Genomic DNA, 19956 nt, shown 5'->3' with positions numbered 1-19956 from the left:
AACTACAGAGGGCGGAGTCGCCCTTCAAGAGAGTGTATCATTATTTTGGATGAAATGCAAGTGAAAAACCATCTTTTCACTGCCCTTGCTGAAAAAGCGTGATTCAGATCAAGGGTTGCATTTTACTTTCGCGGATGGTACATTATCGACAAATCTTTCCTCCCCACTGATTGAAATGAAAGGCCGCCATGAACCGACACGCCCGGATCATCGCCATGCTGCTGTTGCTGGCGGCAGCGTTCCCTGCCGCGCAAGGCCAGATCAACACGGAACGCTTCCGCCGTGCCACACAGAAGAAAGGATTCGAGGGCAACCTCGACCTCGATCTCACCCTCATGACCGGAAATACCGATTTCCGTCTGATCGGACTCAACAGCCGTCTCAACTTCAACTGGACCACAGCCTATACCTTTCTGGTCCTCAACGGCGGGATCGGCTGGAGCAGCGGCGATCGTTTCATGGACCAGAACACCGCCCACTTACGCCATGTTTTCCTGCTGAGCAGCCGACTGCAAAATGAATGGTTTGTCCAGTTCGACAGCAACCGCAAACGCCACCTGAGCGGCCGCGAACTCGCCGGGGCAGGTCTTCGGCTCAAAATGCTCACGTCGCAGCTGGCTAAATTGCGCCTCGGCGCCGCCTGGATGTACGAACGGGAGCATTACGACCTGGCGGCCGGCAACCATCATCCACGCGTACAGAAAACCCACCGCCTCAGCACCTATGCCACCTGGGAACTCGGGCGCGAGGGCGGTCTCTCCCTGCTGAGCGTGACCTACTTTCAGCCCGCCTTAAATGGTTGGCGTGACAACCGGATCCTCTCTGAAAATGCCCTGGCGATGGATCTCACCACCTTTCTCGCACTCAAACTCGGCTTCACCCTCCGTCGTGACAGCCGCCCGCCCGACGGGGTGAAGAAGCTGGACACGATAACCAAAACCACCCTTTCGGTCCGATTTTAGCCCCAAAAAAAAGCGCCAGGTGGCGCGGGCGCTTATCTCAGAATCGAGCCTGGGCGGCTCAGCGTTTTACATAGGAACCGGTTCGCAAGGTGATACCGGAGAAACTGCTCTCGGACGCCAGCGGCTCGACGATGGTATTGGCGGCAATCCGGATGCCGGCCGGGATGTCCGCCCGCTTGCCGACGACCGTCAGACCGCTGTAGAGGTGTTCGGGATATTTTTCATTGGGCTCGTCGGCTTCCACGCCCCCGGCGACAACGCCTTCACCGAAACGGGCATGTTTGTCGGCGATCACCCGGAAAAGCCGGGCATTGGCGCTCACCAACGCGTCCTGCATGATCACCGAATCGATCACCTCCGCGCCCTTTTCGATGCGGACGCCGGGAGAAAGGATGCTATTCTGCACGAATCCTTCAATCCGGCAGCCCGCCGAGACCAGCGAATTGATCACCCGCGCCTCGCTGCCGATATGCACCGGCGGCCGGTCGCCCTTGAGCCCCTCCTCGTCGAAATTGGTACGAACCCCCCACTCCTGTAGCCGCAGGCCCGATTCCGGCAGCAGGATATCCATGCTCGCCTGCCAATAGGCCTTGATCGTCCCGACATCCGCCCAGTAGCCTTCGAAGGGATAGGCATAGACATTTTTGGTCTTGATCGCATCGCGGATGATATTTTTGCCGAAATCATGGCCGCTGCGCTTCGCCAGCGCATCCTCGAGATATTCCACATCGAAGACATAGACGCCCATCGAAGCGAGGTTGCTCTTGGCCTTTTCCGGCTTTTCCTCCCATTCGATGATGCGCTGTTCCTTGTTGGTGATGCCGATACCGAAATGCCGCGTCTCCTCCCAGGGCACGCGCATCATGGCGATGGTGATATGGGCCTTTTTCTCCTTGTGAAAGGCCACCATAGGGGCATAATTCATGCGATAGATATGATCTCCGGATAGAACCAGGAGGCGCTCTGCCTGATAGCGGTGCACGAACTGCATATTCTGGGCGACGGCATCCGCCGTGCCCCTGTACCAGTCATAATCGTCGATGCCGGTGGAGGGGGGCAGCACCTTGGCGCTGCGACTGCGGCCGATCAGATCCCACGATTCGCCCGAGCCAATGTGGCCCATGAGGGAGTAGGGCCGGTACTGCGTGAGAATGCCGATCTGCTGAATGCCGGAATACATGGCATTGCTGAGCGTGAAATCGATGAGCCGATAACAACCGCCAAAGGGGACGGCCGGCTTGGCGCGCATCCAGCCCAGGATGTTGAGGCGGCTGCCCATGCCGCCGGCGAGCAGTAACGCGACGGTATTTCTCATTTGATGGTCCTTCCATTGGCAATATTCAGGCTCGAGAAATCGGCTTCCTTCTTGTTGGGATAGAGGATGCAGTTCCTTCCGACGCGCATGCCGCTGGGGAGGCTGGTATTGCGCCCGATGAGGGTAATGCCCGAATTGAGCAGATTGGGATATTCGGTATTGGCTCCGCTCTCTTCGCCATCGCCGATCACCGCGTTAGGGCCGATTGTCACCTCGACGTCGGTGATCACGCGGCTCAGCTGGGCCCCCTGCTCGACGAGGGTGTCGAACATCAGAATCGAGTTTTCGACCGATGCCCCGGCCTTGACCCGCACGCCGGGGAAGAGGATGGAATTGTAGACCTTCCCCTGGATCTCGCAGCCGTGATGGAGCAGAGTCTTGCTGCACTCGGCGCCGGCGCCGATCAACGCCGGCGCGCGGTCGCGGATCCGCTCGTTGTCCAGGTTGGTGCGCACCGGCCATTCATCCAGACGTAGCGCCGGCGAATCGGAGAGCAGGTCCATACTGGCGGCATAGTATTCATCGATGGTGCGCGTATACCCCCAGGCTCCATGGAATTTGTAGCCGAAAACCTTCTTCTTGCCGATCAGCACCGGCAGAATATCGCGGCCGAAATGCTCGGTCGCCGGCGGTTGCATCATCTCATCGAGGATATACCGCAGGGTGTCGCGGTTGAAAAGGTAGATCGTCATCGAGGCCCAGGATGAGATCGATTCGGTGGGCTTTTCCACATAGCGGGAGAGCCGCCCGCCTTCGGGATCGTCGCCGTCGATGACCCCCTGCCCAAAGCGTTCCATGCCGCCGGCCGGCGCCTCGACAAAAGCGCAGGTGAGATCGGCCTCCATACGCTCATGAAAGGCGATCATCTCCTGATAATCCATCCGATAGATATGATCGCCCGAGAGCACCAGGACGTAATCCGGATTATGACGGGCGATGAATTCGCGATTCTGGTAAACCGCATCGGCCGTCCCTTTGTACCAATCCGAACTCTGCGTCCCCTTCATCGGCGGCAGCATGGTGATGCCGCGCTGGCTGCCGATCATGTCCCAGCCCGCGCCCGATCCAATATGGTTGATGAGGGAGTCCGAACGATATTGCGAGAGGATCCCGATGCGCTCGATGCCCGAATGCAGCAGATTGCTGAGAGGAAAATCGATGACCCGGAAGAGGCCGCCAAAGGGCAAAGCCGATTTGGGACGGAACAACGTCAGCACGGAGAGTTCGTCGACCCGGCCGCCGGCCAGGATCAAAGCGAGGGTCTTTTTCATGGGTTTTCACCGGTTAGGGTTCAGCCAGAAAACGGGGGTTTTCGTCTGCTTCCCGGCTACGCCAGCCGACGTCGCCTGGGCTAAAATATCAAGTTTTTCCATGCAACGCAACAGCTTTTTACAGCGACTCCTGCCCCAGTTTTCTCGACCATCCCCTTTTCAGCGATAATCGCCGCTGATCTGGAATGCCGCCCAGAAGGCCGGGTAGGGATTGATCTCCTCGGCGACGACCCTTTGCGCCTTGCGCAGCGCCTCGGGACGCGAGTCGCCCTCGGCCAGATAGCGGAAAAAGCGTTTGACCAGCACCGCCGCCGCAAGGTCGTCCACCTTCCAGAGCGTGGAAAGCTGGGAGACCGCCCCCGCATAGGTAAAGCTGCGCGCCAGACCGATCACTTCATCGCCGCTGCGCAGCGCCCCGATTCCGGTCTCACAGGCGCTCATCGCCACCAGATAGGCCTCCATCTTGAGCGCAAAGATCTCATGCGCCTCCAGACGCCCATCGTTCTGGCCATCCGGCGCCAGCAGCAGGGCCGAGAGCAGGGGATTGGCCTCGTCATAGACGCCGTGGCAGCTGAAAAGCACCAGGGGCGGCGAGGGCAACGAAGCCCGCAGCCGGGTCTCGCTGGCCTCCTGGCCGATGAAGAGCGTGACCTGGGGATAATAGCGCTTCAGGCTGGCCGCCTCACGTCCCGCAAAGGGGAGATCGTACTGCCGGTCGCCGAGGTCGGGATCTCCGAAAGCGAGGACCGGCATCAGCCGTTTCTCCTGCCCGGCAAAGGCCTCCCCTTTGGCCAGACAGCTGGCGAGCACCGAGGCGCTGGCGGCGAAGGAGAGGGTGTGTTCGACCCCAAGGCGGCGTTTCCCTTCATCCTCAAGTACCGCAAAGGGCAGATAATGTAGGACGCCGTACGGCAGGATAACCAGATGGGCGCAGCGTGCAATCTCGGCGTCGAAGGGTTTAATCAGCTCATCATAAAGGGTCCGCGCCGATTCGCTGATCGTGAGCTGCCGCCCCAGGGTCCGGCGCAGCGTCGAGACCTGCGCCGCGAGCGCCGCCTCCCCGATTTCCACCCGCTGCAGCTGGATGGTATTGGGCGTGACCAGCCAGATAAAAAGGCGGGCGCGCAAAAGATGGTAGACCAGCATGGCTCCCTTTTCCGGGACGAGCTTTTGGATCTCCTCCTTGCCCAGGGGCTGGATCTCCATCAGGGTGGAAAGCTCGGGGTTCGCGGCGCGTACATGGGTGAGATGTTCTGAATAGCTGCGGCGCAGCGTCACAATCCGCTCCTGTAGCTGGCGCAGACGCTGCATTTGCAGGGGATCGTTTTGCGCCTGAAGATAGAGGAGTTCACTTTGTGCCCGCGCCAATTCGGTTTGCAGGCTGTCCCCGGCCGCAGCCAGACGGGCATCGGCCGGGTTGGCAAAGGGAATCTGCTTCTGTCCGAGCAGGTCGAGGAATCCCCGCCCCCGTCCGCGTTCGGCCACTTCGAGCGCCTCGCCGGCCCGGTTCTCCGCTGCCAACGCTTCGATCAGGGCGCCGTAGACTTCCAGTTTGTCATCGATGAACCCTGCAGCGTAATCCTCCACCTGGATGCGGGCGCGCATACCTTCGATGATTTCGAGGCTGGCGTAGAGCGCGGCGATCTGGGCGTTGCGATTTTTTTCCGCCTCGTAGAGGTCAGCCAGCTGCCGCTGTGCCCGCCATCCGATGTCCGGCATGAAAAAGGAATCAGCCATGGCCGCCGCCATCTCGAGATGGCGGCGGGCAGAATCGGGCGTACCGAAACGCCGCTGCAGGGTTCCCAGAACGAGCAGGCTCTGCGCTTCATTGCGACGATCCTGAATCTCGCGGCTCAGACTCAGACCGCGGCGTGCCAACACCACACCCTCCGGGCCGCGACCGATGAGGCCATAGATGGCGCCGAGATTGCGGTAATCGTAGGCCAGACCGCGCCGAGAGACCAGAAGGGAATCCTGGAGCCGCGCCTGCTCAAAGCTGGCACGAGCCAGCTCGAAACGGCCATCGGCGCGGTAGATCATGCCGAGGTTTTTCTGAATGGTCGCCTGATTGAGGCGATCGTCGAGCCGGGTGGCGATCTCAAGCGCCTTCTGTTCGAACTCGAGGGCCTGCTGCGGCTGGCCCAGGCTCAGGGCGAGCAAGCCACGCGTCGCATAGGCTGTCTGGAGCAGCGGCTCGTCCCGCAGCCCGGCAAAGGCCTCGAGGGCGGCGTTCTGGTTCGCCAAGGCCGTCTGGTACTCCCCCATTTTCCATTGTACATTGGCGAGATTTTGCTGCGAAAGTGCGATCTCTCTTTCGCTGCCGCTTTTGCGGGCGATCGCCAGGGCTTCCGTCTGAATCCGCAGGGCGGCCGGATATTCTCCCATCTTTTCATGGGTAATACCCAGGTTGTGCAGGGCATCGATCAGGTCGCTACCAGCAGCCTCGGGACGCAAGAACTCCAACGCACGTTCCTGCAACGCCAGCGCTGCCGCGTAATGATCACGATAAAGGAATTCGATGCGGCCCTTGTCCCGCAGACACTGGCCCATTCCAAGGCGTTTGCCGATGCGCTCGTACAACGCAAAAGCCTGATCGAAGAGCACCATGGCCTGGTCGTATTGTCCGCCGCGCTCGTAGATCAGGCCGGTTTCACGCAGCGATTGCGCCTCTTGTTCCTGCAGGCCGTATTTCTGCGCCAGTTCGGCGTACTCCTTTTTAGCAGCAATGCCCTCGGCATACTGACCGTTCCGCGTATAGAAATAGGCAAGGTTGTTCAGGCTGCTGGCAAGGGCATCGACGTTGCCGGCGGCTTCTGCCACCAGTAAAGCGCGTTGCTGGATCTCGATCGCCTTGCTCCACAGACCGCCGTTTACAGCCGCTTCGAGGATGCGCTCCTCCAGTCGGGTTTTGCTCTCTGTATCGCCCTGGCGTTCGGCCATCTGCAGCGCCTCTTCATAGGAAACGATGGCTTCGCGCCATTCGCCCAGTTGGAAGGCGCTGTGGCCCCGGCGCACAGTCCCCGCAAAGCCCTCCACGGCGAATTGCCGTTCTTCCACCTCGGTCATGCCCCCGAATCCATAGAGCTGAAAGCGTCCCCATTCTGCAAAGGGGACGCCGCGGTCCGCCAGATCCCGCTGCACCTGCGCCAGGGCGGCCGCTGGCGGCATCTCTTTCAGGTCGGTATAAAAGAGACCCAAAAACTCGAGTTCGTTCGTCGGGTCTCCCGGCCACAACGTAGTGAGAAATCCGGGGATTCCCGCGTAGACGAGTCCCCGTTCCCAGGCAACAAAGGGCTCGCTGCTGGAGAGCCCGGTGAGCGCTTGGCTGCCCGTCAGGGAGAGGAGGGCAGCCGATAGTCCGGTTCCATAGATCTGTTTGACGCTGAGGACGGCCGGCGCAGCGCCGGAGACCCGGAAGCCGATACGGGATTCGAGGGGATCGATGCTGTTCCACGCGGTTTCGGCATGAAGATGAATCAGTTCCGCGAGCCCGAGCAGACTGACCTGGGCCGGATAGCTGTTCTCGCGCTCGCCCGGCACCGGCAAGCTGATCTGATATTGCTGTTTGTCCAGCGCTGCAGCGAGGGCTGGATCATCCGCGATATAGATCTTGCTGCCCTGCAACTTGCGCTTCTGCGCGGCATAGAAGTAGCTGGTCAGGCTGGAACTGACGGTGACGGCCAGCTCGCGACCCCGCGCGGCTTGCACAGAAGCGCTCCAGGGCAGGCAGAGCAGCGTGCCGTCCGGGACGACCACCAGGCGCTGCACCTCCGCGGGAAGCCGCAGGAGGGGGCCGGTCATCGCTCGCCAGAGTGTATCCTGCAAGATGGCGGCAGCCTGCCCGGCATCACTCCAGCGGCGCAGCGCTGCACCCAGCTCCGCTCCCGACAGGGGGATCTCCTCCATCGCGATCACCTGCGGCCGAATGGTCCAGACCAGCATCGCAGCCGGCAGCAACTGATTGACGACCACCGCCTCCTTGTTTTGCAGCGACCTTTGTAGTTGCAGCAGTTCGACCGACTGAACGCGCACCATGCCCTCGAGCTCTGGGACCTCCCTGCGGACCTGCTGCAGGATCTCTTCGTACTCCTTCTGGAAGGCATCCCGTTCCTGCCGCCAAGCCCTGACCTGTTTGGCTGAAACGTCGCCTTGGCTGCGCGCACGCAGCAGCTCGCTATTCAGGGCATCGATCTTGTTTTGCACAAAACGGGCATTGCCCAGAAAGATCTTGTGCCGCTCCTTACGCAGTTCGATCTCCTCCTGGCGGCTCAGATCCAGGAAGACCTTGGCGCGCTGGCGTTCGGCGAAGACCAGGGCGCCTTTCTGGTCGCCCATCCTGGCCAGGGCGGCGATCACCCGGTTGTAGGGCTGCAGCCGCACCCGGCGCGAATCGACCGCCATCGCCCCGACTGCAGCGGTGGGATACGCCTCGAGAAGGTCGACCGCCTCCAGATAGAATTCCAGGGGTGTCTTCTGGATGGCGTACTTGAACTTGCTCTCGCGGCTCATCCGTTCGAGGAGATCACCCAGAGCCAGATCGATCCGCCAAGCAAGCTCAAACTCCCCCTGGCGCAGGGCCAGGCGGCGGCAGCGGTTGAGCTGCTCCCAGGCCCTTTCGACGTCGCCCGAGCTACGGTAAACCTCGGCGATGGCATAGGAAGCAGCCAGCTCGTTACGTTCAAGTCCATACCGCTGACTCAGTTCAAGCGCCTCGTCCAGATAGAGCTTGGCCTGACCCAGCTGATCCAGACGCGTCAGCGCGCCGCGCAATCCGCCTGCCCCGCTCCCCCCATCAGCCGGCGGCGATTCGATGAGCAGGACCTCGGCCAGCTGCAGCAGCAACAGTGAACGATCTCTTCCATAGAACAGCTGGGTTTGCTCGAGAAAACGCAGGGCCCCCTTGATAACCACCGCCGCCGAGTCGGCATACGCCCGCCGCGCAACCAGGCGGCCGCTCGCCCGCAGCCCCAGCTGCTGCTGCAGATTCATACCGCTGGCGAGCCGTCCGAGATTGATGCTGTTCTGGATCACGCCATCGGCTATCTTGTATTCCTGGCACAGCTGCAGCGAACGGCCATAGTGATGCCAGGCCTCGGCATAGTCGCCCTTGAGATAGAAAATATAGGCCAGATTATTCTCGAAAGTCGCCTCAGCACGATAATTCTTGCGCTTGTGAAAGATAGCGCTCTTCTTGCGGACAAAATCGATAGCGGTATCATACTCGCGGCTTTGCTGGTAGCTGTCGGCAAAGATGGAGAACAGCAGGGCGCGCTCGTCCTCGGTGGTGAAACTTTTCAGCGAATTCACCCCCATCGTGCTAAAATCAATGAAGGGTACAGGAAAATACCATCCGAGGAATCCGATCTCCATCCGGCTGCTCTCGCCCTTGATCTTTTTGATCTTACCGCTATCCAGCAGTTCCAGAGCGCGGCGGGCATAAAGGATAGCTTCTTGCGGCTCATTGAGGCGGAGATAGTTGAAGGCTATGCTGCGATAGCTGCGCATCAGATCGACGAGATTGTTCTCTTTCTTTTCGATCTCGGCGGCGGCCTGATAATGGTCGATCGCGGTCTGATATTGCTCCCCGATCTCATAGAGGAGAGCGAGACGTTTGGTATTGAGGAGAACCTTCGCTTCCTTGTCCATGGCGGCATAGAGTGCGATCGCATGTTTGAGAAAGCGCGGACCTTTATCCAGATCCTCGGTCACCAGTGCACAATGGCCCATGCGCTCGTAGATCAGGGCTTCGCGTTGCTTGTCGATGAAGGTGGAATCATAAAGGAGTTTGATCTGGTAATAGGCGTAGGCCTTATCGAAACCGAATTCACCCAGGCTGTAATAGTTGTTGGCTAGATTGAGGGCGAGATTGGCTTCGAGGAGCGGATCTTTGGATTCATCGTTGAGGACGATCGCCTTGTTGAGCTCATGAATGGCCCGCTCGTAATAGCGGGCCGGTTTGCGCTCTTCATAAAAGGTGAGGCGATGATAGATATCCACGATAGGCGCCGTGAGGGCCTTCCAGGCCCGCCGCAGGGGATGGATTTGCTTGGCACGCTGCTGCGCCTCATAGTTTTCCATCATTTCGAAATTGAAGGCGATGGTCAGGTAGCCCGGTACCATGGTATAGTCGTAGGAGAGGGCGCGGGCGATGACCGCGCTCGACCGGTTGACCAGGAAAGTCGGATCAAGACCGCCCGGATCGTTGTAGAGCTCCGCCTTTTCGGTCCCTTTGTAGCTGTAGGCCAGGCCCAGGGCATAGGTGAGGATATTGTCCTTGGGATGAAGGATATTAAGCTGGCGGTACTCCTCGATCGCCTGATCGATCTTTTTCTGGTAATAGAGGCACTCCAGATAGCCGCGGTGGGCGTTCAGATTGCGCAGGTCCCGTTCCCAGGCATTGCGGTACCGCAGCGCCGCCAGCTGCAGGTCGCCGCTGGCGCGCAGATGGTCGGCCGATGAGAGCAAGGCCGCGACCAGGCGGTCGGAGGCCAATTCGGCCAGGTCTGGCCGCTTTATCTGCACTTCTTTGCCCAGCTGGTCGAGCAGGGTAAGGGCGGTGGCGCTGTCGCCGAGCCGGAGATACGCCTCGGCCCGGCTCATGCGCGCCGCAAAGACCTCATCCACCAGGTCGGGGAAGAGGGTTTCGACCGCCTCGAACTCACGGATGGCGGCGCGGTACTCCTTGCCGGTAAGCAGGAGGTTGCCTATGCGAAATTGCGCTTCGGCGGCGAGTACCGGATAACGGCGATACTGCCCGGCGATCTCGCGGTAACGGGCCGTATAGGCAGCGGTGCCGCGGCGGCCGGCGATGAGCAAATCGAGGATGCGGTCCCGCGCCGGGAGCATCCACTGACGCTGGTCGGGATAGTCATCGATGACGCGGAGGTAGGCCTGAACCACCTCCTCCTGGCTGGCGAAGCGCCGGAACAGGTCGCCGATCTTCAGCTGGCTGGCAGCGCACGCATCGCGTTCTCCGGGGTACTCCTTGCGCACCCGGGTATATTCCTGGAAGGCGCGCGTGTTGTCGCCCGCAGCAAAGTAGAGATCGCCGACGGCCAGCCGCCCCGCGGCGGCGGGGGCGCTCTGGTCAGCATACCGCTTCAGAATATCGTCCACACCGCGTTTCAGCCGGGCGATGCTGCGCTCATCCCCGCTTTTCCCTCCCTCCTGCATCCCCAGCAGGGCGAGTTCGGCCCATGCAGCGGTTTGACGCTCCGCTCCATACCGGCTTAGAACCAGATTCAGGCAAGTACGAGCCAGAGCTTCGTCGCCCTGCAGCAGGGCGACGATCCCCATTCCATACAGGGCCTCAGCTGTATAGTAACTGCTGTCCGGAAAGAATTCCGGAAGACGGCGCAGGGCGAGGAACCGTTCGTTGAGCAGCCGCGTTTCCTCGACATCGGGTATGACAGCCTGGTAGCCGGTCAACAGCGGGCCAAGATACCAGCGCGAGGCGCGTTCGGGCAGGGGAAAGGTGGTCTCTGCCCAGCGGTATTGCTCAACAGCAGTCGCAGCGCGCGGCACCGGCCCCTCGAGCGGGACCGACCAGATATCGAGGTTGCCGCCGCGATCCGATGAGAAATAGACGCGGTTGTCACCGCCGCACCAGGGCTGCATGATGGTGTCACTATCACTGGTCAGCGGCATCGCGCTATGCACCAGCGCCGGGTTGAAGGAGGGCAAGATCAGCGCGGCGAGCGGTACGGTGGAGAGGGCGGGCGGCTCCGGCTCCCTGGTCGGCGTCATGCTCCAGAGGGCCCCGCGGTCGGCCGGCGTCAGCAGGGAGTCGCCGTTGGTGTCCCGGCTGAAACGCAGGAAGAAAATGCGGCTGGCGTCGGGCGACCAGGTCGGAAAACCATCCGCTGCACCACCGCGGGTGAGGCGGTAGACGGGATTCTCCCGGGGATCCCACCAGGAAGAATCCGCCTCCTCGCGCGGCCGGGGGCCGTGCAAGTTCATCAACCAGATATCGCCAGCGCAGGCCGGTCCGGCGCGAAAGGAAGTAAACGCGAGGAGGTCCTGACTGGAGCTCCAGGCAGGATGGGTGCCACCGAGAAAGGTCAGCTGACTGGTTTTGCCGGTATTGTCATTATGAAACCAGATTTCGTCACGGCCCGTCGCATCAGAAACCCAGGCGATCTTTTTGCCATCGGGCGAGACTGTCGGATAGCCATCGAAACCTTGATACCGGCTGATCTTCTCAGGCTCACCCTTGGGGATGAGATCACCCTTGACCTCGCGGAAACGGATGCGCCAGATGTCACCGGCAGCGTCTTCTTTCTGGGAGACAAAGACCAGCGAGCGGCTGTCGGGATACCAGACCGGATAAAAATCATCCGCCTTGTTAAAGGTGACTTGGCGCGAGCGCGTGCTGGTGGTGCTCTTGATCCAGATATCAAAATTATAGGTTTGCCGCGAGACATACGCCAGGTATTTGCCGTCCGGCGAGAGGCGCGGCGAAAGATCTATATCGGGATGGGTGGTCACCTGACGCAAATCCAGCTGCTGCGCCTGCAGCGGATCAGGGAAAACCAGCAGCACCAGCAGGAATAATGCAGTGAGCATGAGAGGCCGGCGTTCCATGCGGACTATTTTCCTTTTTCCACCCAACTCCCATCCGGATTCTGGATCATGGTTCCGGCAGGTGAGTTATCGAAATTGAGTTTGGCAAATATTTCGTTGGCTTGAGTGTTCTCCGCGGTGTTCTGGTTGACGCTCAGGACCCGTTCATAAATGACCAGGCGGTCGTTGTTCTCCTCACTGACGATCTGATCTACATAGAATCGGTACTCCGGATCACCATCGTAGCGGGTATTGGGGAGCGTTTGCAGCAGGCCGCGATTGTTCTCGCCGACGACCTTACCGGCCTTGAGCTCATCCACCTCATCCTTGTTGAATTTGCGGTTCTGCACCGCCTCCATCACCTCTTTTTTGTTGCCGGAGAGGAGCCTCGCTGAAGGCGTGCCGACCGCCCGGGCCGAGGCGATCAGCCAGGAATCGTTCTCGATCTGCTGGTAGGAACCCAGCACCTGATTCTCCAGCGCGGTCTTTTCGCCGGTCACATTGAGTTCCGGCGCTTTGACGCTGCACTGCAAAAAAGCCAGCGCAAGCAAGGTGCCTATTCGGTGGATTGTTCTGTGCATAAAACCTCCCAACCTTCGGGCCCTGCAGCGCCATCAGCGCACCGCAGAACCCGTAGCGGATGCTCGCAGGAAAAAGTCCAGTGGTATGCGCGCCAGTTCGACCTTGCCACCGCTGAGACGCATCGGGAAATACCAGGGCTGGTAGAAGATGATCTCGGGATAGAGATAGCCATGACGCAGCACAAAGGTCATCAGTTTGGGTTTGAAGCCCTGATTGATCAGCAGCCGCGTGGTGCGGATGCTCGAATCCTTGCCTTGCGGATCGAGGGAACGGAGCAGATTGTCGGCCACCCTGGGACCGATTTGGGTGATATAGGCCTGTCCCTCCAGCCGGATGCCGGCGGTCAGGTCAAGGCCAGTTCCATGAAGATCGAGGTTGCCATTGATGTTGCCTTGCCTGGAGTGGCGCTGCATCTTGGGTAGGAGCAGGTCCGAATTGATGTTGGCGAAATGGGCATTGATGTCGAAACTAGCTTTACGCAGATCCCCTTCTGCTAGATCCACCTCCGCCCGACCACCCATATTGCCTCCGTAGATCCTGGCCGTCACCTCCGGGATTTCCAGCCGCCCTTGTCTTGCATTGAGCTCGAGATCGATATCATCCACCGCATATCCGCCGAATTCCACCCGGTTGATGTGCACGTGCGAGAGCCCCGGCAAACGCCCTTGGTAATAGCCCCGGTAGACCAAATAATCCATCAGGGCCGTGCTCGGTGTGGCGATCTGGTACTGTGGCATGCCGATCAGGCGCTTGTGGAGCAAATCCACCTCCTGGTCCAGATGGATATCAGCGGCCATATCGCGAACGAGCAGGTTGCCCGGCATGAACAGGGAGAGGGCTGTGGTCGCCAGTTGTGCGGTGATATGCGCCCTCGCGGTGTCCGCCTCAAGCTGGATCGATAACCGGCTGTCACCGCGCAGCTTGATCCCCTGGGGCAGTCGCAGCGTATCGGCGATGCTCTGATTCAGCATGAACTTCGCCTTGACGCGCAGGGCTTTTTTCATATCGGTGATCCGGCTCTGGAAGGCGGCGCTGGTGAAGAGGTCCGGGAGTTCGAGGCGGCCATCGGCCTCGATCAGCGCAGCCGGATCCTTGCTGCTCAGGTTGAGGACAAGGCGGTTGTGATGGAACGCAACGCTTTTGGTCCGGCCGGTACGCAGACTATCCAGGCCCGCCGTCAGGGCCGCGCGGAAGCCCTCGCGGCTGCCGGCATTCACCCGGGCTTCGATCCCGAGGCCGTGAACCATGGTGAACTGCGTCGAGGCGATGAAGGAGGTGTTAAGCGTGGCCAGCTGCGCCGCGAGGGTGTATTGCATCGCCCCGCTTGTCATTGCGACATGGCCGCGGCCGCTGAGGGTAGTCGAACCGGTCAGCTCCGCTTCGCCAAAAGCCTCGCGCAGCGCCTCGGGGATATAGTTCCAAATCAAATCATGGCGGACGACGATCCGCCGCATATCCAGATCAGCCGAAAGCGCCGGCTTCAACTGGATCTCTGCCGCGGCGGCGCCCTCGACCATGCGGTTCAGCGAGAATCGCAGGGAATCCACGTGAAGCATACTGAAAGTGGCATCGGTCTCGGCTCGCGCGGCGAGAGTAAAGTTCAGCTCGCTGAGGAGCAAAGGTTCTTCATCGATACGCAGAGTCAGCGGCGAGGTGATGACCCGGAGTTGCGGCTGGATATCCGCCAGCGAATGAATCTGACAAGTCAGCACCGCCTCGCTCTCCCCGGCCACCTGCAGGGCGGGAAAGCGGGCGAGATCGATCCCCGTTAGTCGGAGCTCGCCGCTGCCGCGCAGGTCATTTAACGAAGCGCCACCGCGCAGGTCGCATCCTCCTAGCAGTTTCATTCCAACCAGGTTGTTGATCTGGAGCGTGGTGTGAAGCCTTTCCGGCAGCATTTGCGGATTGAGGAGAGCGTCGACTGCCAGGCTGCCGGAACCGGAGGTCAAAACCTCTCCTGCCGCCTGGAGAAGGTTCAGGCTGTCGCAAACGATGCTCCCCTTTAGGGCAGCGCTCTGCAGCCCCGCGGGGACCAGCACGCCGTGCAGGGAGATCTCCGCCGCCAGCCCAAAGACACGCAGGGAATCCCGGTTCATCCGCAGGCCGGCTTGTGTCAGCTGCAGCGGGACCTCGAAGTTCCATCCTCTGGCCGGGGAACCCGTAATCCGGGTGCCGCTGAAGCGGAGCGCCACTTGGTCATCGATCCAATAGAAATCGGACAGGGCTCCGGCGGGAAGCAGCTGCCGCGCCAGATCGAGGGCATAGGCGAGAGGAATCATGCCGTACGGCATCCGTAGGGCGAGGCGGGCCTGGCTGTATAGGCTGTCGGCCTCCGCCTCAGCGTGCAGCCATTTTTTGCCGTTGAGGGCAAACACCAAGGAATCGAGACGCGCAGCCCCGGCCAAACCATCCCCATGAGCTGCAAGGGTGAGCCCCAGCGCGGGCGGAAAGCGGGTGGCCTTGACGTGTACCCCGTCGCTCTCCTCCAGAACCAGATCCTGCAATCCCAGCCCCAAAGCGAGGGCGATGTCGCGGTAGCTGTGCACGGCCAGTCTGGCCTCAAGATCCATGTAGCCCTGCAGACGCGCGGAGGAACCAGTGTGCAGATCGCTCTGGCCGATTCTCAAGGGGCTGTTCACACTGCGGAGCTGCAGCTGCACCTGCAAGGCGCTGTCATGCGCCAGGAATCCTCCCGAGGGCAGCCGGACCTCTTCCAGCGTGCCACCGAGATCGCCGATATAGATCTCCTGCCGGGTCAGCGTGTCAGCCAGAATGACCTTGATCCTGCAATCCCGCATGCGAAAGGATTTGAGATCGATGGCCAGGGGCAGATCGGTACGCACCAGTGCCGCCAGATCGACGGCCGTCGTATCCAGCATGTCGACAAAGATCTCCATCTCAGGCTCGATGATCTCGACCGCGGTCAAATGGAACTTGCGGTCCAGGATATCGGCCAGTGAGTATTGGAGGGCCAATTTCTTGATGCGAAGCTGGCGGAAGACGAAGAGATCGTATCCCGCCGTGGAATCGGGGTAGGGCAGGAGTTGAACATCCTCGAGGATCAGACCGCGCAGGGGATGGATCCAGACCTCCCCCACCCTGAGCTGGCGGTTGAGATGCTGGATGGCGGCAGCGTTGGCCATGGCGCGGAGACGGTCCGGAGGATAGAGCAGCCGTAGGACCACAGCGACGGTCAGCAGCAGGAAGAAAAGCAGCAGGAGGGAGAAGAGAAGAACCCGAAGCGACCGGCGCCAGAGCGGACGATTTTTGCGCTGCACTTTGGGCTCGGTTCCGGTATGATCGTCAGGTATTTTGTTCACCACATCGGTTCTCTCACATAACCGGGTTCCTTGCAGGGCCGGGATGGCCGGTCCGGCAGAGCTCGTCCATCAGGAATGATCCTCGAGCAACAGGTCGGCATCCACATTCAGGTGGGCCGGTAAACGCGACTTCAGCTCCTCGGCCGAGAGGGCGACCAGGGGGCTGATTTCCAGTCGGACAGCTAGGGAGCCATCGGCATGGCGTTTGGGCGGGCGCCCGCAGGCTTCGAGCCATCCAGCGTAAAGTTCGCTGAGATCGCGGCGGGCGGTCTCCGGCGAATCGTCGCCTTCACGATTCTTGATCGGGCTAAATTCCAGACGCCGGTCGCTCTCCAGCACCATGACCCGGCTGGCATAACGGAAGGCATCGAAAATGAATTGCTCAAATTTGACAGCATTCAGGCCGTCGGACGTCCGTTCCGGTGCTTGATCAGGAACGCTGGCCATCTTTTTAAAGGCGATATGGTAAGGCAGTTCGATCCGCTGCCGCAGCAGGCGATCGAGAAAATCGACCGAGAAGAGATGGATGGCGATGCTCCCCTGACCGAAGAGCAGCCTGCCGTCACGGTTCCGGGCGGTCTTGAGCGCCTCCGGCAGTTCAGTGTATTCAATGACCCTGAATTGGCCGCCAAGGAGCCCGATATTGCCCAGCTTTTCCCAAGGATCGCGTTTGTAGACCGTTCTGGCGGACATTTCAGCGGCCTTCTCATGATGAAAGCCCAGATAAACAGGATCCGCGATGCGGGCGAGAACATTGTCCACCTGGAAATAATAGAGGTGGCGGATGCCGCGCTGCTGCATATCCTCGAGGAGATGGTGCTGTTTGAGCGCGTGGAGCACGCCGCCGTGACCATCGGGCGAGAGGCTCAGCTTGCCCTTGTCTTCCAGCAGCAACCGTCCCTGGGGATCAAAAACCGGCAGCATGCGCTGCGGGAAAAAGTGCACACTCTCCGAATCCTTGCCGAAAAAGCCCTCTCGAATGAAAAAGTCACGCGTCGCCTGGTGGTTAGCCGGGCTGGTCATGATATAAAAAGGCACGATGCAGCCGAATCGCCGTTCCAGGGCGAGTATTTTTTCCGTATGGTACTGAAAGAGCGAGCGCCTGCTCACCGGACCGATGGGATACAAGCCCTTCGGTCCGGGGAATCCCAGCCGGGTGCCTTGCCCTCCGGCAACGACCAGGGCAGCCACAGCCCCTTCGGCCAGGAGCGCCTCACCGCACTGCCGCGCCCGCTGCCAGGTCGGCTCTTCATCGGGCTTGGCGGGCAGAGGGATGTGGTCCAGGGGCGTAAAGGCATCGAGCGGTCCGCTCTGGAACTCAGACGGCGGCCAGGCCCGGCCGTTCAGGGAGGCGATGAAAGCCTCATCCAGTTGGTCGAGCTGATCAAGGAACTGCTCCTGCGCTGCCGGATCGAGGTCATCCCAGAAGCGCAGCACACTTTCCTGCCCCCAGCCGGCGGTTTTCTGCCGCATCCGGCGATAGCGGTTGCTCAGCGATTCCATGCGCTATCTCTTGGGGCCGCGGTTCCGCTTCGCGGCTTTTCTACCACGCCGCAGCGCCAGATCGAGCACCTCGTCGAGGGTCTCGACGAAATAAAAGGTCATCTCTTTTTTGGCATGATCGGGAATCTCTTCCAGGTCATCCCTGTTCTTGGCCGGCAGCATGACCTTGCGGATGCCCGCCCGTCGCGCCGCTAGGACCTTCTCCTTGATGCCGCCGACGGGGAGGACCTTGCCGCGCAGGGTGACCTCGCCGGTCATGGCCATATCGCTGCGGACCGGCCGCTTCTGGATGAGCGAGACCAAGGCGGTGGCAAGGGTCACGCCAGCGGAGGGGCCGTCTTTGGGGATAGCGCCCGCCGGGATATGGATATGGAGATCGTTCTTCTCGAAAAAATCCTTCTTGATGCCCAGCTCCTGGGCATGGGCGCGAATCCAGGAGAGCCCGGCTTGCGCCGACTCCTTCATGACATCACCGAGCTGGCCGGTGAGCATCAGCCCCTTGGTGCCGCTCATCTGGGTCGCCTCGATGAAGAGGACATCGCCGCCGGTGGGGGTCCAGGCGAGCCCGACCGCCACGCCCGGCTCACTGGTGCGTTCGGCCACCTCTGAATAGAAGCGCGGCGGCCCGAGCACCTCAACCACCTTTTCGGGAGTGATGGTGAAGGGACCGCTCTCTCCGGCGGCGACCTTTTTGGCCATCTTGCGGCAGACCGTCGCAATCTCGCGTTCAAGATTGCGCACCCCCGCCTCGCGGGTATAGTCGCGGATGATCCGGGTGAGGGCGGCTTTGGAGAATTTGATGTCCTTCTTGCGCAGGCCGTTCTCCTCGATCTGGCGCGGCACCAGGTAGGTGACGGCGATCTGCAGCTTTTCCTCCTCAATATAGCCGGGCAGTTCGAGCACCTCGAGGCGGTCACGCAGGGCCGAGGGGATGGTATCCAGCACATTGGCCGTGGTGATAAACATCACCCGGGAGAGATCAAAGGGCACATCCAGGTAATGGTCGGTGAAGGAAAAATTCTGTTCCGGATCGAGCACCTCGAGCAGTGCCGAGGAGGGGTCGCCGCGGAAATCCTGGCCGATCTTGTCGACCTCGTCGAGCATGAAGATCGGATTGTTGCTGCCGGCATTTTTGATGCCCTGGATGATACGGCCGGGCAGGGCGCCGATATAGGTGCGGCGATGGCCGCGGATTTCCGCCTCGTCATGGACGCCTCCAAGAGAGATGCGGATGAAATTTCGTCCCATTGCCCGTGCAATCGAGCGGCCCAGGGATGTTTTGCCCACGCCGGGAGGGCCGACGAAGCAGAGGATCGGGCCCTTGGTATTCGCCTTGAGTTTGCGCACGGCCAGATATTCGAGGATGCGCTCCTTCACCTTGATCAGATCATAATGATCCTCATCGAGCACCTCGCCCGCCTCGTTGACGTCGAGATTGTCCTCGGTTGCCTTGGCCCAGGGCAGCGCTACCATCCAGTCCAGATAGGTTCGCGCTACGGTATACTCGGCGGCCCCCGGCTGCATCTTGCTCAGCCGTTCAAGCTCGCGCAGTGCCTCCTTTTTCGCCTCCTCGGGCAGTTGCGCCTCCTCGATCTTTTTCTGCAGCTCCTCCATCTCCGCGGAGCGCTCGTCACCGACGCCGAGTTCCTTCTGGATAGCGCGCAGCTGTTCGCGGAGAAAGTACTCGCGCTGATTCTTGCCCAGCTCGGTCTGCACTTTGTCCTGGATCCGGGAACCCATCTCCAGCACCTCGAGCTCGCGGTTCACGTAGACCGTGAGCCGCTTGAGCCGCTTCTTCACATCCACTGTTTCAAGGATCTCCTGCTTTTCGGAGAGCGTGAGGTTCAGATTCGAGGCGACCAAATCGGCGAGCTTGTCCGGATTGTTGGTGTTGACCACCACCACCTGGAGCTCATCGGGCAGCTGCGGCACCAGACTGACTACTTTCTGAAACTGGATAGCGACGTTGCGTTTCAGCGCCTCCAGCTCGGTCGTCGGCACAAACTTTTCCTCAAGGACCTCCACCTCGCCGATCATGTAGGGCGATTCCTGCACCAGTCCCTTGAGCCGGATGCGGGAGAGCCCCTGGACGAGGATGCGCAGGGAGCCATCGGGAAACTTAATCATTCGCAAAATCACCGCGGCGGTGCCGTATTCGAAGACATCTGCAAACCCGGGATCCTCAACTTCGGCTTCGCGCTGGGCGACCAATCCAAGAATACGCGAACCGGCGATGACGTCGTTGATCAATTGAACCGATTTGTCGCGCGCCACCACCAGGGGGGTGACGATATGCGGGTAAACCACGGTATCCCGCAACGGCAATATCGGCAGCTGCTCGGGAATTCTGGCCACCATGATCTCTTCAGCGGATACCGCTGCAGGGGAGTCCATCAAATCATTCATATCTGCTCCAATCTCCAACACACTCCCGCGGGGTG

Annotated in this window: 8 protein-coding genes; 1 reads left to right on the top strand and 7 read right to left on the bottom strand. The window is 60.5% G+C overall.

Annotated elements, in window-relative coordinates; genetic code table 11:
• The first annotated feature begins 188 nt into the window (after window positions 1-188).
• Entirely contained in the window at window positions 189-962 is a 774-nt protein-coding gene (locus PLH32_03235; GenBank protein HQJ63601.1) for a DUF481 domain-containing protein, read from the top strand.
• A gap of 58 nt (window positions 963-1020) precedes the next feature.
• Here PLH32_03235 and PLH32_03230 read toward each other — a convergent pair whose 3' ends face one another.
• The 7 genes from PLH32_03230 to lon form a co-directional block, all read right to left on the bottom strand.
• A complete protein-coding gene (locus PLH32_03230) occupies window positions 1021-2277 on the bottom strand; it encodes a sugar phosphate nucleotidyltransferase (GenBank protein ID HQJ63600.1) in 1257 nt (418 codons plus the stop codon).
• Window positions 2274-3548: a glucose-1-phosphate adenylyltransferase family protein gene (locus PLH32_03225; GenBank protein HQJ63599.1), complete on the bottom strand. Its 1275-nt coding sequence runs from the start codon at window positions 3546-3548 to the stop codon at window positions 2274-2276. Before PLH32_03225 ends, PLH32_03230 begins: the two co-directional genes overlap by 4 nt.
• 159 nt (window positions 3549-3707) lie before the next feature.
• Window positions 3708-12131, bottom strand: a complete 8424-nt coding sequence (locus tag PLH32_03220; GenBank protein HQJ63598.1) for a CHAT domain-containing protein — start codon at window positions 12129-12131, stop codon at window positions 3708-3710.
• A gap of 5 nt (window positions 12132-12136) precedes the next feature.
• Window positions 12137-12691: a DUF1318 domain-containing protein gene (locus tag PLH32_03215; protein ID HQJ63597.1), complete on the bottom strand. Its 555-nt coding sequence runs from the start codon at window positions 12689-12691 to the stop codon at window positions 12137-12139.
• 33 nt (window positions 12692-12724) lie between these two features.
• Window positions 12725-16012, bottom strand: a complete 3288-nt coding sequence (locus PLH32_03210; protein ID HQJ63596.1) for a hypothetical protein — start codon at window positions 16010-16012, stop codon at window positions 12725-12727.
• A 69-nt stretch (window positions 16013-16081) separates the two neighbouring features.
• Entirely contained in the window at window positions 16082-17515 is a 1434-nt protein-coding gene (locus tag PLH32_03205) for a UDPGP type 1 family protein (protein HQJ63595.1), read from the bottom strand.
• A gap of 3 nt (window positions 17516-17518) precedes the next feature.
• Window positions 17519-19921: an endopeptidase La gene (gene lon / locus PLH32_03200; GenBank protein ID HQJ63594.1), complete on the bottom strand. Its 2403-nt coding sequence runs from the start codon at window positions 19919-19921 to the stop codon at window positions 17519-17521.
• Window positions 19922-19956 lie beyond the last annotated feature (35 nt).

The sequence above is a fragment of the bacterium genome (genome assembly GCA_035419245.1).
Classification (GTDB): Bacteria; Zhuqueibacterota; Zhuqueibacteria; order Residuimicrobiales; family Residuimicrobiaceae; genus JAKPUX01.
This window is presented reverse-complemented; position numbering and strand designations above follow the sequence as displayed.

Bases quoted from the DNA above. Each gene is read 5' to 3' on its own strand.
- PLH32_03235 (HQJ63601.1), top strand. From the start codon at position 189: ATGAACCGACACGCCCGGATCATCGCCATGCTGCTGTTGCTGGCGGCA.
- PLH32_03230 (HQJ63600.1), bottom strand. From the start codon at position 2,277: ATGAGAAATACCGTCGCGTTACTGCTCGCCGGCGGCATGGGCAGCCGC.
- PLH32_03225 (HQJ63599.1), bottom strand. From the start codon at position 3,548: ATGAAAAAGACCCTCGCTTTGATCCTGGCCGGCGGCCGGGTCGACGAA.
- PLH32_03220 (HQJ63598.1), bottom strand. From the start codon at position 12,131: ATGGAACGCCGGCCTCTCATGCTCACTGCATTATTCCTGCTGGTGCTG.
- PLH32_03215 (HQJ63597.1), bottom strand. From the start codon at position 12,691: ATGCACAGAACAATCCACCGAATAGGCACCTTGCTTGCGCTGGCTTTT.
- PLH32_03205 (HQJ63595.1), bottom strand. From the start codon at position 17,515: ATGGAATCGCTGAGCAACCGCTATCGCCGGATGCGGCAGAAAACCGCC.
- lon (HQJ63594.1), bottom strand. From the start codon at position 19,921: ATGAATGATTTGATGGACTCCCCTGCAGCGGTATCCGCTGAAGAGATC.